At 54.5% G+C, this 14,042-nt stretch carries 13 protein-coding genes; 5 read left to right on the forward strand and 8 right to left on the reverse strand.

Translation table 11 applies throughout. The features are described from left to right. Window positions 1-103: 103 nt before the first annotated feature. From FJM65_RS19850 to yihA, 4 genes are all read right to left on the reverse strand, one after another. Window positions 104-409 (reverse strand): hypothetical protein, encoded by a 306-nt coding sequence (locus FJM65_RS19850; protein WP_140623878.1) that lies wholly within the window; start codon window positions 407-409, stop codon window positions 104-106. 148 nt (window positions 410-557) lie between these two features. Further along, complete coding sequence (locus tag FJM65_RS19855) at window positions 558-1,055, reverse strand: DUF5606 family protein (RefSeq protein ID WP_140623880.1); 498 nt, start codon at window positions 1,053-1,055, stop codon at window positions 558-560. Window positions 1,056-1,075: 20 nt separating this feature from the next. Then, window positions 1,076-1,483, reverse strand: coding sequence for an energy transducer TonB (locus tag FJM65_RS19860; protein WP_140623882.1), 408 nt, complete (start codon window positions 1,481-1,483; stop codon window positions 1,076-1,078). 74 nt (window positions 1,484-1,557) lie between these two features. Further along, window positions 1,558-2,166, reverse strand: a complete 609-nt coding sequence (gene yihA / locus FJM65_RS19865; protein ID WP_140623884.1) for a ribosome biogenesis GTP-binding protein YihA/YsxC — start codon at window positions 2,164-2,166, stop codon at window positions 1,558-1,560. 111 nt (window positions 2,167-2,277) lie between these two features. Here yihA and FJM65_RS21670 point away from each other — a divergent pair, with 111 nt between their 5' ends. The 5 genes from FJM65_RS21670 (at window position 2,278) to FJM65_RS19885 (ending at window position 7,007) form a co-directional block, all read left to right on the forward strand. After that, on the forward strand, window positions 2,278-2,406 hold the full coding sequence (locus FJM65_RS21670) for a hypothetical protein (RefSeq protein ID WP_262710955.1): 129 nt from the start codon (window positions 2,278-2,280) through the stop codon (window positions 2,404-2,406). A gap of 272 nt (window positions 2,407-2,678) precedes the next feature. Continuing rightward, window positions 2,679-4,667, forward strand: coding sequence for an OmpA family protein (locus FJM65_RS19870; RefSeq protein WP_140623886.1), 1,989 nt, complete (start codon window positions 2,679-2,681; stop codon window positions 4,665-4,667). 147 nt (window positions 4,668-4,814) lie between these two features. Further along, window positions 4,815-5,537 carry a bifunctional demethylmenaquinone methyltransferase/2-methoxy-6-polyprenyl-1,4-benzoquinol methylase UbiE gene (gene ubiE / locus FJM65_RS19875; RefSeq protein ID WP_140623888.1) on the forward strand — a complete coding sequence of 241 codons (723 nt, stop codon included), beginning with the start codon at window positions 4,815-4,817 and terminating at the stop codon, window positions 5,535-5,537. Continuing rightward, entirely contained in the window at window positions 5,486-6,247 is a 762-nt protein-coding gene (porT, locus tag FJM65_RS19880; protein ID WP_140623891.1) for a type IX secretion/gliding motility protein PorT/SprT, read from the forward strand. Before ubiE ends, porT begins: the two co-directional genes overlap by 52 nt. 4 nt (window positions 6,248-6,251) lie before the next feature. Beyond that, on the forward strand, window positions 6,252-7,007 hold the full coding sequence (locus FJM65_RS19885; RefSeq protein ID WP_140623893.1) for an SDR family NAD(P)-dependent oxidoreductase: 756 nt from the start codon (window positions 6,252-6,254) through the stop codon (window positions 7,005-7,007). Between the two features lie 95 nt (window positions 7,008-7,102). Here the strand turns inward: FJM65_RS19885 and FJM65_RS19890 are convergent, their stop codons facing one another. The 4 genes from FJM65_RS19890 to FJM65_RS19905 form a co-directional block, all read right to left on the reverse strand. Next, window positions 7,103-8,731, reverse strand: coding sequence for a hypothetical protein (locus FJM65_RS19890; RefSeq protein ID WP_140623895.1), 1,629 nt, complete (start codon window positions 8,729-8,731; stop codon window positions 7,103-7,105). Between the two features lie 62 nt (window positions 8,732-8,793). Beyond that, window positions 8,794-10,386, reverse strand: coding sequence for a hypothetical protein (locus FJM65_RS19895; RefSeq protein WP_140623897.1), 1,593 nt, complete (start codon window positions 10,384-10,386; stop codon window positions 8,794-8,796). 113 nt (window positions 10,387-10,499) lie between these two features. Further along, window positions 10,500-11,597, reverse strand: a complete 1,098-nt coding sequence (locus tag FJM65_RS19900; RefSeq protein ID WP_140623899.1) for a PepSY-associated TM helix domain-containing protein — start codon at window positions 11,595-11,597, stop codon at window positions 10,500-10,502. Between the two features lie 4 nt (window positions 11,598-11,601). Then, on the reverse strand, window positions 11,602-13,962 hold the full coding sequence (locus FJM65_RS19905; RefSeq protein WP_140623901.1) for a TonB-dependent receptor: 2,361 nt from the start codon (window positions 13,960-13,962) through the stop codon (window positions 11,602-11,604). Window positions 13,963-14,042 lie beyond the last annotated feature (80 nt).

Here is a 14,042-nt window from a genome sequence, read left to right on the forward strand (position 1 = left end):
AGCCTAGGACCCACCCCTAGCCCCTCCGAGGAGGGGAATCTGCCTGTAGATCTGTAAAAGGTACTGCGCACGAACTAGCTGATAGGGGTATTACACTTGTGGCTTAGCTGCTGTAGCGCAGCCGTATCTCCGTTTTCTGGATTTCCCGTTTGAGTATGAGGCGGGCGATGCGGGTAGCGATGATCTCCTCGTCGGCATCTATCATAGCCTCTTTTACTTTGCGCTCATCCACATCTATGCGGTAGAGGATATGCAGCAGGCGGTTAAAGTCGTGGCGCAGCAACTGCTGCACCAGGTGGGCAATCTTGTACTCCAGTGCCTCAAGGTCGGCGGAGGGCAGCTTCTCTACCTCAAAAATTCGCTGCAGGTGGTTGGTGGTGCCGGTAAGTATGGCAGGGGAGTAAGGCATCTGGCAAAAGTTTATACTTGGTAACTGGGCCGCTGCAGGTATAAAACGGCAGTAGCAAAGGTTTATACTTTTATACCTGTGCGCAAGTATAAAAGTATGGAAGTATCTGCAAATAAAAAGCCCTCCGGCGAGGGAGGGCTTTTCATACTTAGGCTTCTTTTTCAGTTTTCTTCTTAGAAGCCTTTTTCTCGGCAGGGGCTTTCTTTTCAGCGCCTTCCTTGGCCTCAGCCTTTGTCTCAGACTTGGCAGGCTCTGTAAAACCAACATACTGCTTCACTATGGCATACCAGTTGGCCAGCTTCTTCATGTCTGACACATACACGCGGTCCTCATCGTAGTTTGGCAACACGTCGGCCATAAAAGCCTTGTAATCCTCGTTGCTTGGCTTGTCGCCCAGCGGCAGCTTGTCGCCATACTTCTGGTTAACGCGGTCAAACACCTCGGCCAGCGGCACAGTGCCTTCCTCGTCGGTAGTGTAGATCGAAATCTCGTCCAGAAGCGACATGCGGTGGCGCGCCTGCGCTACCAGCGTCTTCGGAGTTTCCTCCAGGCTCTCCATAATCACACCAGTGCGTGTTGGTTTAACTACACGGTACAGGCCGCTCTGGCCAGATACTGCTGCAACTTGTCTTAGATCAATAGGCATAGGTAATATGTCTGTTTCGTTTATAATTTAAATACGATCGGTATGCTGGCGTCTACGCCATAGCCAGGCGATTTAAACCTCAGGAGCTTCACTACCCGCAGCGCCTCCTCGCCGGTGCCGGCACCCGCGTTGCGGAGCACCTTAAAGTTAGAGGTAGAGCCATCCGGGTTAATGGTAAAGCTGATGATGCAGTCGCCCTGCACGCGGTTGCGCTTGGCCAGCATCGGGTACTGCAGCTCTTTGTAAATGGCCTTATACATGGCCTCCTGGCCGCCCTCGTAAAACTCCGCTACCGGCAGCGCCTTGTCCGGCATCCAGGTTACTTCTTCTGCCGTTGCCTGCGCTGTAGCTTTGCTGCCGTCCTGGGCTTTTGCCGTTATGGCCGCAAAGGCAAATAAAATAAACAAAAATGAAATTCTGGTTCTCATAAGGGTAAACATTTAAAATTTCCTACATCACGGGCGTTGCCTCCACACAAATTAAACGTAAACCACACGGCACCTTATTGCGGATGCTGCACCTGCGCGTTCACCCCTTCAATAAAGTTGAGGATCTCGTCGCGGCCGATCTGCTTTTCTGAGGAGGTGCGGAACATCTGTGGCAGCTCTTCCCATGTTTCACGCAGTTTACGCTTCCAGGCTGCTATGGTTGAGTCTGTCTTGATAGAGGACTGCTTGTCCAGCTTTGTAAACGCAATCACGAAGGGCACACCTATGGTGCCAAGGTGGTTTATAAAGTCCAGGTCCTGGGCCATAGGCTCGTGGCGGCTGTCTATCAGCACAAAAACGCAGGTCAGGTTCTCGCGCTTCTGCAGGTAAAAGTTAATCATGCGGCGCCACTCCTCGCGCGAGCTTTTGCTCACCTTGGCATAGCCGTAGCCCGGTAAGTCTACCAGGTACCACTCCTCGTTGATGAGAAAATGGTTGATGAGCTGGGTTTTGCCCGGCTGCCCCGACGTTTTGGCCAGCTTTTTCTGTTCTGTAAGCATGTTGATGAGCGATGACTTGCCCACGTTTGAGCGCCCGATAAAGGCGTACTCCGGCTTGTCTGGCGTGGGGCAGGCCTCCACCTTTGTGTTGCTCATCAAGAACTTGGCTTCTTTTATTACCATGCTGATATCGTTTTTGGTTTGGCGCCGCTAAAGTATAAACTAGCGCCGGGGCCGGCTTCTGCGGGTTAGCGGCCCTTCTGATAAACCCCAAAGATAGCAAATTAATTCGCCATGGCTTTTCTTATAACGCCCAAAGCCCGAAAGCAGTATACTTGGGGCGGCGGCAGGGGCGGCGTATTGGCTAAAGACGGCAGCAGCCGCGATATGAACTTTCAGGCAAAGGAATATTATTATTTGTAAATATTAATATTTGCATATATTTGCCAATTCAATTATTTGTAAATTACTTTATACTTAGCAGTAAAAGCGAAAGCTTGTAAAAGATAACCTTTTACTGCAGGCCAGACGTATGCAAGCCCAAAGTCCGGTAAAGAATATGCATTTAGAGATATACTTTAATTAATATATCTCGTATAGTAGCTGGAGATGGCCTGTACGTTCTACACGAAGCATGCTGTGTCCTGTTTTTTTATTACCACAAACGTTAGGAAGTATAACAAACCCCTTTACACATGAACCACAATTTAGCCAAATCGTTCTCTCGGGGAGCAATGCTGCTGGTGCTGGTGTGCCTTCTGGCTGCCTCTGCCTCGGCACAAAGCACCCGAAAACAAATGCGCACTGGCAATAAGTTTTTCAAAAAGGAAAACTACCGTGCCGCCCTGCCTTACTACGACCAGGTATTGGCAGCGGACCCAAACAACGCCAAAGCCCTTTACTATGCCGGTATCAGCTACCTTACCTTTGATAAGGAGAAGGCTGGTGATTATCTATCCCGCGCCTATGAGCTGAAGCCGAACCTGGACAAAGAGATGGAGTACTGGCTGGGCCGTGCAGACCATATTAACTACCGCTTCGATAGCGCCATCGAGCACTTCGAGAACTATCAGAAGAACATCAGCAAGCGCAACGTAGAGCGCAAGGATGAGGTGGCGCAGCTGATCCAGTACGCTAAAAACGCGAAGAACGAGGTTGCTAACCCGAAAGACGTGTTCGTGAAGAACCTGGGGGGCCACGTGAACACGGCGTTCTCGGAGCACAGCCCGGTGATCTCCTCCGATTACAACTACCTGCTCTACACGTCGCGCTCTGAGGACGCCACCGGTGGCAAGGCTGCGGAAGACGGCGAGTACTTTGAGGATATCTTTGAGACAAGCCGCATTGACGAAGACAACTGGGAGGAGCCGCGCGTAGTGCCAGGCGCCCTGAACAGCCCGGGCCACGACGCCTCGATCCAGCTTTTCGACAACGACACGAAGCTGCTGCTGTACCAATCTGCCAACAACGGCGATATCATGGTATCGGAGCGCCAGCCGGACGGAAGCTGGGGCGCGCCAAAGAGCATCAGCGACAAAGTGAACACCCGTGATTTTGAGTCTGACGCGTACATCACGCCGGACGGCACCACGCTGTTCTACTCTACCAGCCACTTCTCTGAGAACGGTGACCTGGACATCTACATGGTGCAGCGCAACAACAACGGCTCTTGGGGCAACCCTAAAAGCCTGGGCAGAACCATCAACACCAACTATGACGAGGACAGCCCTTACTTGGCATCAGACGGAACATTATACTTCGCGTCACGTGGCCATAACAGCATGGGCGGCTACGACATCTTCTCGGCTAAGTATGACTCTGTGGCACGCCGTTGGGCGCGCCCGGTAAACCTTGGCTCTCCGATCAACACACCGGATGACGATACGTACTATCGCCTGGCTCCGGACGGAAGCTACGCTTACCTGTCGTCTTACCGCATCGGCGGCTACGGCGAGAAGGATATCTACACCATCAACTACATCAAAAACGCTACGGTGAAAGGCCGCGTGCTGGTGCAGGGCGACAGCAGCCTGACGCTGCCGGGTGTAGAGCTGATGTTTAACGGCCTGCAGGCGGATAACCGCCCTATTTCTTACCGTGATGTGAGCAAGCCGGATTCTGCCACGTATAACGTAAGCGTGCTTTCGGGCCGTAACTACCAGGTGCAGCTGTCGATGGACGGCCGTGTGCTGGAGACGCAGGAGTTTGAGGTGCCGGTTGTGCTGGACGATACTACCACTATTAGAAAAGACTTCTTCGTTACCCTGGATGACTCTACCGCAGCGCGCATCGCTGGCCGTGCACCTGCCGGAGAGTATGAGATGGAGAACATCTACTTTGCCACCGACAAGTATGACCTGCGCCCAGAGGCAATGGAGGAGCTGAACCGCATCGCCGAGATCATGAAGGCTAACCCTATGCTGAACATCAGCATAGAAGGCCACACCGACTCGCGTGCTAGCGACGACTACAACATGACGCTTGGCCAGAACCGCGCCGATGCCGCCTTCGATTACCTGGTGAGCCAGGGCATTTCCGCGAAGCGCATGGTGACGGTAAGCTACGGCGAGAGCCGCCCAGCCGTGCCGAACACCTCTGCCGACAACATGCAGCTGAACCGCAGAACCATGTTCAGAGTGCTGGAGCGCGAGGAGATTCAGGGCGGACAGGAACTAGAGCAGTAAGAAGCATGGCCTAAGTGCCGAGAGAACTATACTCCAGAGCAGGCCGGGCACTAGCCCGGCCTGCTTTTTTTATATTTCGGAACATATTCTGCGGATTATAGTTTTAGGTAGAGTATTTTTGCCCCGTTACACATTACATTCCAACCCATGGCGGTAGTACCTTATAAAGACCAGAACCAGAACAAAAAGTCGCAGGTGGCCACGATGTTTAACAACATCGCCGGCAAGTATGATTTCCTGAACCATTTTCTGAGCGCTGGCATCGATATTATCTGGAGAAAGAAAGCTGTGAGCCTGCTGGCCCCCGAAAAGCCGAAGCAGGTGCTGGACATTGCCACCGGCACCGCCGACTTTGCCATCGAGACGCTGCGCCTGAACCCGGATAAAATCACGGGGGTAGACATCTCGGAGGGCATGTTAGCCGTAGGACGGGAGAAGCTGGCCAAGCGCGGCCTCACGAATAAAATAGAACTGAAGTATGGCGACTCGGAAGACCTGCCTTTTGCCGACAATACCTTTGACGCTATAACGGTAGCCTTTGGCGTGCGCAACTTCGAGAACCTGGAGAAGGGCCTGTCGGAGATGCACCGGGTGCTGAAGCCGGGCGGCATGGCCGTGGTGCTGGAGTTTTCCAAGCCGCGCAGTTTCCCGATGAAGCAGCTCTACCAATTTTATTTTAAGAATATACTACCAGTGGTGGGTAAACTCGTTTCTAAGGACAACGCTGCCTATACCTACCTGCCGGAGTCGGTGCAGGCGTTCCCGGATGGTCAGCAGTTCCTGGACATTTACCATAAAGTCGGATTTAGAAACACGAAATGGCATTCACTCACATTTGGCATAAGCTCTATCTACACAGGCAAAAAGTAACCCTTGCCTGCCTATTCATACTTTTCCTGCTAACGGGCCCTGTAGCGCAGGCCCAAAAGATAAAAGCCCTGAACAAGCCCGGCTACGACGAGCGGCCCGTGCACTATGGCTTTTACCTGGCCATGCCGCTCACCAAGTATAACCTGCACCACTCCCAGGCCTATGCCGACCAGCTGAACGGCGGCAGCGACATGTCTATCAGGACTAAAAACGAGATCGGGTTTTATACCGGCCTGGTGCTGAACGTGCGCCTGGCCGATTACCTGGATGGCCGTTTTGTGCCGGGCGTTGGCTTCTATGGCCGCACCATCGAGTTTAAGAACGTGCCCACCAACGTGGAGACAGCCGAGGTGATGAGCGAAACCGTCCCTAACACGATGGTGGAGCTGCCGTTGCTGTTGAAGTATAAAGCCAAGCGCCGCTCTAACATCAGGCCCTACATTGTGGCAGGCATCAAGCCAAGTATAGATTTGGGCAAGGGAAACACCGGAGCCAACGACGAGCTGGCCCTGGAAGTTGAGAAGTATGACCTGGCGCTGGAGTATGGCATCGGCATCGATATCTTCTACCCATACTTTAAGTTTGCCCCGGAGCTGCGCTTCTCGCACGGTTTGATAAACCAGCACAAGCCGGTGGCCAGCAGCATCTACAGCGGCTACATCCAAAAGCTGACTCACCACAACGTTTCACTTATATTCTTCTTTGAGTAACGAAATGAACAGAATAGCACTTGTAACCGGGGCCACCTCCGGTATAGGCCTTGCCACAGCCCTTGAGCTCGCCCACAAAGGATACCGCATCATAGCCACCGGCCGCCGACAGGAGCGCCTGCAGGAGCTGCGGCAGAAGCTGGGCGAGGACAACGTATATCCACTGGTGTTTGACGTGCGCGACAAAGTGGCCGTGATGGAGGCCGTGGCCGCGCTGCCGGATAACTGGCGGCAGGTAGACGTGCTGGTAAACAACGCCGGCAACGCCCACGGGCTGGCACCTATACAAGATGGCGCTGTGGACGATTGGGACGCCATGATCGACATTAACGTGAAGGGCCTGCTGTATGTAACCAAGGCGGTGCTGCCGCTGATGCAGGAGCGGGGCAGAGGGCACATCATCAACATTGGCTCCATCGCAGGCAAAGAGGTATACCCGAACGGCAACGTATACTGCGCCTCCAAACACGCCGTAGACGCACTTTCCAAAGCCATGCGCGTTGATTTGGTGCAGCATGGTATAAAGGTATCGGAAGTGAACCCGGGGCTGGTAGAGACGGAGTTCTCGGAGGTACGCTTTAAGGGCGACACCGAGCGTGCCGCCACCGTATACCAGGGCTACGAGCCGCTGCAGGCCCAGGACATAGCCGAACTGATCGCCTTTATCGTAACGCGGCCTGCCCACGTAAACCTGGCGGAGGTGCTGGTGCTGCCTTCGGCCCAGGCATCGGCTACGCTGGTGGTGAAAGAACAGCAGTAAGCGCTCGCAAAGTATAAAAGTAAAATCCCCGCCTTCTGAAGTATAAAACGCAGAAGGCGGGGATTTTTTTATCGCCGAAGCAGTAGAAACTCTACCTAATCCAGGTAATAGCGCAACAGCCAGCCTTCGGCATCAAAGGTTTGCGCCTGCTGGTCATTATCCAGGTCTACATCAGCTTTTTTGCCAACGTGCAGCGTGTTGCGGTACTCCGAGTCGTGGAGGTGCAGGCGAGCGGCTATGCCGGTATCCTGCGCTTCATAGGTGTCTTCGCCGGCGCCTCCCCATACTTTGATCTTAAGCTTTGGCTTAGCACTGCCGCTAAACAGGAAAATGTCGTCGCCGTTGAGGCCGTAAAGCTCCAGCACCCCGGTTTCGGAAGCACGAACGGTACGCTCATAGAGCAGCTGCTGCACGTCGCCTTCTTTCAGGATCTTATACATCCGCACCAGCACGTCGCCGTTTGGCTGAGAGGTTACCTCAAAGCGCTCGTGCTTATCGGTGCCCACAACCTGCACCTTTTGGGCCAGCGCTTTATAATAGTTGCGGGCCATCTGCGGCAAGTCATCGCGGCGGGCTTTTAGCTTACGGATGGTAGGGGCGGCGGAGAGGGCGGCAATGGTGTCGGGCAGCGCAGTGAATCCCTGTTCAATTACCTCGTCGGTCAGGGCATGCTGCACGCTGTCGGCAATCTCCTGCCAGTCCTGCCACTCCAATTTGGCAAGTATGAGTTCATCCAGGTTGCGGCCGCTGCGGTTAAGTTTTTCGAGGCGGCTGGCGCTAATGCTGCGCTTAAACGACTGGAAGTGCGGCTTGACGCCAAAGCGTTGCAGCAGCCAAAGCACAGGCCCGTCGTCAATGTTGTAGAAGATGTTGTCGCGGTCGCGGGGGATGGCCTCGTAGACGTACGCCTTTTCGGCATACGCTTTCTCGCCCCAGCGCCAGTTGTCCTCGTGGCGGCTCCAGTCCCCGATTAGCATATCAAAAAGGCGGGAACGCAGAAACAGGCGGGCATCAAAGTATGAGTCGTTGTCGGTGAGGCGCTCGGTAATGGCCGAGCGGGAGCTTTTTACGTCAGGCGCTTTGCCCATCGGCCGGTAGTCGGACTGGTCGTCGGTGGGGCGGCGCTCCATCAGGGCCATGGCGCCGCCTATTTCATCCACAAACTCTCCCAAACGCGGGTCGTGGGGCACATACACCAGCTGCGGCTCGAGGTAATTTATACCGATGGCTTTTTCCATGGCAGGGAGCGCGAGCGGGGCATAGGGGTTGGTGGCGGAGGTGGCATCCCGGATAAAATCTGCCAGAAGGCTTTGCTGCAGGCGCTCGGGCAGCGCACTGGCCGGCTCCTTGTCCAGCGACCGCACCACGTACTCGGTGCCGGTGCTGTCTTGCAGGCGCATGTTTATGGTTTGGCGGCTGCCGCCCATCTGCAGCGGCTCCAGCCCGCCGTAGGCGGTGCCGATGTCCAGTACGGGCACTTCTACGGGGGCGGCCCATACCTTGCGGTAGTGCTTGCCAAAAAAGAAAGTATACAGGCGGCTGCGGTCATAGTGCGGCCCTGCGGCCAGCGTAATGGTGCTGTCTCTGTAGTCCGGGGCGATGGGAGAGGTGCGCTGCGGCTTGGGGACCTGCTGCACGCTATGCGTAAAGCGGCCGCTGCAGGCCGCTGCGCCACTGAGTATCAGCACTGAGAAAAAGATATAAACGGGCCTGAGGAATGACATGAGCTTGAGTAGGGTGATGCAATAACTATGAGCAGCTAGTGTTTTCGTAGCGAGTGGTGAGCTTAAAAGCCTTCGCGGTCAAAGGCGTGTACGCGTACATCGCTGGTGCGTTTGTCTTTTGTTTCCGGCCCTTCTTTCAGTTCTGTGCCTCGCTTGGTATCATATACCCAGGTTTTCTTGCCCCAGCCGCCTACCTCCGACTCATCCTCTATCTCATCTTCGCCAAGGCCGCCCACTATCTTTACCTTGATGCCCTTTTTTACCTTTCCGGTTATTTTAAAGGTATCGTCCTCGTCCAGCCCATGTAGGGTGATCAGCTCTGTTTCGGAGCGCTTGAAAACACGGTGGTAGATAACGGCTTCATCTGACTTGCGCCGCACGGTTACCTCTGTCTCCTCGTCGTTCAGGCGCTTTACCTCAAATTCGTCCTCCTGGTCGGTGCCTACCACCAATACCTCCTTTGCCAGAATCTCATAGAACTCAGCGGCGGCTTCGCGCAGTTGGTCGCGGCGGCTGATGAGTTTGTTGCGGGTGCGCTCTCCCTCCAGTTTATATACTTCTTTCGGAAACTGCTGCACTGCCTGCTCTATCACCGGGTTGGTTATACTTTGCTGCAGCTCCACGGCCAGCGAGTCGAACTGCTGGCGTGTTACCTGCGACAGGGCGCGTTGGTCTATAAAGGTAGAGTTGATGGTAAGCGCCTTCACATCGTTAAAATCCTCATCAAAAGACTCAAACTTGCGGATGGCCCAGTTGCGGCTGAAGATCCAGGGAATAATGCCGTCCTGGAAGCGGTAGAAGGCATTGTCGCGGTCCTTCGGGATGGGGTTGTAGTAGTGGTTGCCGTTATGCTCATACTCTGCCCATTCCCACTGGCCCTCATGGCGGTCCCAGTCGTTGATGAACAGGTCGAAGAGGCGGGCGCGGGCAAAGGCTAGCTGGTTTATGAAATGATTGTCCTTCTCAAAGCGCTTAGACAGCATTTTGCCGCTTCCTACAATGTCGGTGGCGTTGCCTGATACTTCGTCCACCATGCGCTCGTCGTTATACTTCTCCTCCAGCATGTATACTTTGTCGCTGGCAATCTCCTCATACTCTCCGAAGTCTGCATCCTGCGGGCGCACGTAAACCAGCTGCGGCGAGGAATGCGGAATATGGGCTGCCTGCGCCATGGGCGGAATGATGAGTGCGCCGTAGGGGTTAGCAGCTGAGATCTGGTCACGGAGAATGTTTGCCACGAAGGTCTTGCGCCATACTTTGGGCAGTACCTCGGAAGGCTCCTTGTCGAGGGAGCGGAGGGCGTAGGTTTTTTCGCCGGGGCCTACCATGGTAAAGCTGGTTGTCTGGAAGCCGCCACCGATCTTCTCTATTTTCAGGCCGCCCCAGGTGGTGTCCATCTCAAACACGGGCATGGTAACAGGTGCATTCCAGAGCGGGCGGTAGTGCTGCCCCCAGAAGAGGCGGTGCAGAAACCCTCGCTTGTAGTGCGCGCCGGCTTTTACCGTTACGCTATCCACTGAGGTGGGCGCATTTTTTAGCTGTTTATATACTTCTTCCTCTACCACGGGTGTCTCCGCGTAGAAGTTTTTCCTGGCACAGCCGGCAGAAGTAATCAGAATAAGGGCAAGTATGGTTTGCCATGCTTTAAACTTCATATATTCCTAAAGCTTTTTTAACTGCTATTAACGTAATGCAGGGATAAAGTTTCAGGTGAACGAAGTATGAATTTTAGGGAAGGTGCCTAAAGTATAAGCCAAACCTAGTTTAGTTACCTCACAGCCTTTGCGATTGGGCGAGGCTTTCGGGTAGGTTGCGGCTGCTGGCGGTAGTACCAGATGACGAAGCCGGAGATAGAAAGTATGCCGGGCATCAAGCCAAAGAAAGCGTAGAGCAGCTGCACGAGAAGTCCGGCAAAGTCGCCGAAGTGGATGGGGTGCAGCGAGGTGAGGAAGCGGTCGAGCAGGGACTGATCGCGGACAAAGTATGGCGTACCCAGCTCGCCGGTGGTATAGTCTGCCTGCAGTTTGCTGTAGAACCTGCCGTAGTAGGAGGGGTCGGAGTGCAGGCGGCCTAGCAACTGTATCTTGCCCTCTTCATTCACCGGGAAGCGGAGGTAGGTGATCTCAAATTCGGGATAAGCAGCGTTAGCCTCCGCCATGGCAGCATCCACCGAGGTGGTGATCTGCGGCACGGCAATTTCCTTTGGCCCGCCTTTGAGAGCCGCGTTTACCACCGTTATGGCCAGCGATAAACCAGTGACGCACATCAGCAGGTTAAAGGCCAGCGCCCACACACCCACCACCCGGTGCAGGCTGGAGAACATACTTCTGCGGCTACTAAAGCTGATCTTCTGCCGGAAGGTGAGCACTTTCAGAATAGAGCGGCGGTAAAGTATAAACCCGGTGATGGTGAGGAAAAGCAGCGCCACCCCCACCAGCAGTACCACGATTTTGCCAGGTGTGCCCGAGAGCAGGTTGTAATGGATGTTAAGCACCACGTAAGCAAAGCGATTGTGTGCCTGCCCCACGGTAGCAAGTTTCTCGCCGGTTTCGGGATGCACGAACAGCCACCTGCGCAGCTGCCCCTGCCGCAACTCGTACAGCAAGGCCTCGCTTGGCGAGGCCGGCAAAGCAGGCACGCGTATGTCCCAGCCCGGGTTCTCGGCCCTTACCCAACTAATTGATTTATCGATGTGCAGGGCCGTGGCAGGCGTTTCCAATCGGGAGTGGCTGGCGAACATCGCATCATCTATCTCATCATCAAAGACAAGTATAACGCCAGAAAGGCTGATAACCAGAACGAACATCCCGGCTATCAGCCCGCACCAATGGTGAATGGAAAAGCTCCGTTTTATGCGTTTCTTCAAAATATTACCACTTATAAGCTGCCCCTAGCTGTACTCTGGCGCCGTTGGCTCTTGTAAAGTTGTCGTCGCGGCCATACCAGTAGGCCTGCGGCAGGTAGTACGCCTTGTCCAACAGGTTCTCCACACCCAGGTTCAGGCTCAGTTTCTCGGTTGCCTGGTAAGAGGCCGCCACATTAAACACATCAAATGCCTTCACCGGACCCTGGCCAGAAGCATATCCTCCGTTGGCATTAAGGGCAAAGCGCTCACGCTCACCGGAGTAAACCCACTGCAGGTTCACGCTCAGGTTGTTTACAGGCTTCAGGTTGAGGTAAGATGTGAACTTAAACGGCGGGATGCGCAGGCTAGTCAGGTATTTGTCCTCGCTGTCGTTATAGTCGCCGTCTCTGTCAATATCAGCCTTGCCTTCGCTGTAAGAGGCGTTGGCCCCCAGCGTGATTTTATCGGAGATGAACAGGTCCACCAAGGCTTCGAAACCTGCCACGCGCTCCGGCGCACGCTCAATCTCGTACACGCCGGCCTCGTTGGCAATCAGGTTGGCGCCCAGTTTGGAAGTGCTGACGAAGTAGGCACCGCTGAAAGAGGCAATGCCGATCTGGCTGTGGAAGCCCGCCTCGTAGTTGTTCACGATCACCGGCTCCAGGTCCATCTGCGAGATAAAGTCCTCTTTGGCGCTGCGCACATAGCGGCCCACATCGATCATAGAGAAACCCTGCGAGTAACTTACGAATGGCTTAAAGTACTCCAGCGCAGAGTAACGCAGTCCAACGTTAAAGGTGTTGGCGTTAAACTTCAGGTTGCCGCCCTGCACGGCGTCGCCGCCAATATAAGCGCCTTTATTCTTGCTGTCTTGCACCATCAGCTGTGTAAAATCATCCACGTCGATAGACACGTTGTCGAAGCGGTAGCCGGCTTTAAAGTTCAGGTCCTGCAGGATGTTGAGTTGCAGCTGCGCGTAAGGCGCCAGGTTCTTCAGGTCTATCTCCGGTACCCAGGTGCGGCCATCCACCAGCGGCTGCGAAGTTACGTCGTTCAGGTAATCGGCGCCATAAATTATACTTCCTTCTACTTCGTTGTTGATTCTGAAAGGCGTGTTCAGGTTGAGGCGTACTCCGTTTTTAGCCGATTTGATGGTAGACTGCCCGCCCTTCTCAAAGTATGGCGTGTAGCCGTAGACAGTATAAAAGTCCTGCAGGTAGGCGCTCAGCTCCACATTGCTGTTTAGGAACAGGTTTTTGCCGATGTAACGCACCTGTGCGTTGTGATTATACTTGGTGCCCTCCGGCTCGCCCTGTACCTCACCTTTCACACCGATGGAGGGGGTAATGCCATACTCACCTTCCTGTAGTACATAGTCAGAGTTCTGGCGGCTGCCGAAGTAGTTATACATGGCCTCCACACGGTGGTCGGAGCTGAAGTTATAGCCAGCCTTGGCAAAGCCGTTGTACATTTTCGTCTCGCCTAGGCCATACACCGGGGAGATCACCTCGCCCTCGCCATCGCGCAGCACACCTGTTTTCTCGTAAGTGCCGCTGGCCACGTAGTCGAAGTCTTTTATTTTTCCGGTGAACTGCTGCGAAATGCGGCCACCCAGCGTCTCATCCGAATGGAAAAGGTTACCTGTGCCGGTGATAGAAGTATAGGCGCTTAAAGGCTTGCTAGTGTTCGGTTGCTTGGTGATGTAGTTGATCAGACCGCCGTCGGCACCGTTGCCATACACGGCAGTGGCGCCTTTCACGATCTCCACGCGCTCAATGGCACTAGGGTCGATGGTGCGCACATCGCGGCTGCCGTTGCGCAGGGGCGTAGACTGCGGAATGCCGTCTACCATGATCAGGGCGTTGCGGCCGCGCAGCGTCTGGCCCACGTTGCTGGTGGTGTTGCTGTTCATAGCCAGACCCGGCACCGTGTTGGCCATGATGTTGCCCAGGTCGGTGCTGATCTGCGACTGCACCTGCAGGGTGCGGGAATCCAGCACGTGTACCGAGGCTGGCGTCTCGTCCAGCGTTTCCACTGTGCGGCTCGCCGACACCACCACCTCATCCAGGGTGCTGGCGCTTGGCTGCAGCGTAAAGCTCAGGTTCAGGTTATCGCCAGCGTTCAGGGTTACCGGCTGCCTTACCGACTTGTAGCCTACTCCCCCCACACGCAAGGTATAGCTGCCGGGCTTGATGTTGCTGATGGTAAACTCTCCGGCGTTGTTGGTGTTGGTGCCCAGCACGGTGCCCTCCAAGGCTACTGTCAGCAACTCCAGCGCCTGCCCATTCTCAGAGCTTACTTTGCCGCTGATGCTGGCATTCTGGCTTTGCGCCTGCCCAGCAGACAAGGCAAAAAGCCACACGATCAGGAGTAGATACTTTTGCATGTATGTTGATTTTTTATTTAGACTGATTATAGATAAGGCAAAAGTAGAAGCTATTCCTGAAGCTGGCAAGTATTATTTAA

Source organism: Pontibacter mangrovi, assembly GCF_006385705.1.
Classification (GTDB): domain Bacteria; phylum Bacteroidota; class Bacteroidia; order Cytophagales; family Hymenobacteraceae; genus Pontibacter; species Pontibacter mangrovi.

Coding starts and splice junctions, on each gene's coding strand:
- FJM65_RS19885 (WP_140623893.1), top strand. CDS start 6,252: ATGAACAGAATAGCACTTGTAACCGGGGCCACCTCCGGTATAGGCCTT.
- FJM65_RS19850 (WP_140623878.1), bottom strand. CDS start 409: ATGCCTTACTCCCCTGCCATACTTACCGGCACCACCAACCACCTGCAG.
- FJM65_RS21670 (WP_262710955.1), top strand. CDS start 2,278: ATGGCTTTTCTTATAACGCCCAAAGCCCGAAAGCAGTATACTTGGGGC.
- FJM65_RS19870 (WP_140623886.1), top strand. CDS start 2,679: ATGAACCACAATTTAGCCAAATCGTTCTCTCGGGGAGCAATGCTGCTG.
- FJM65_RS19905 (WP_140623901.1), bottom strand. CDS start 13,962: ATGCAAAAGTATCTACTCCTGATCGTGTGGCTTTTTGCCTTGTCTGCT.
- porT (WP_140623891.1), top strand. CDS start 5,486: ATGGCATTCACTCACATTTGGCATAAGCTCTATCTACACAGGCAAAAA.
- FJM65_RS19855 (WP_140623880.1), bottom strand. CDS start 1,055: ATGCCTATTGATCTAAGACAAGTTGCAGCAGTATCTGGCCAGAGCGGC.
- FJM65_RS19890 (WP_140623895.1), bottom strand. CDS start 8,731: ATGTCATTCCTCAGGCCCGTTTATATCTTTTTCTCAGTGCTGATACTC.
- FJM65_RS19860 (WP_140623882.1), bottom strand. CDS start 1,483: ATGAGAACCAGAATTTCATTTTTGTTTATTTTATTTGCCTTTGCGGCC.
- ubiE (WP_140623888.1), top strand. CDS start 4,815: ATGGCGGTAGTACCTTATAAAGACCAGAACCAGAACAAAAAGTCGCAG.
- FJM65_RS19895 (WP_140623897.1), bottom strand. CDS start 10,386: ATGAAGTTTAAAGCATGGCAAACCATACTTGCCCTTATTCTGATTACT.
- yihA (WP_140623884.1), bottom strand. CDS start 2,166: ATGGTAATAAAAGAAGCCAAGTTCTTGATGAGCAACACAAAGGTGGAG.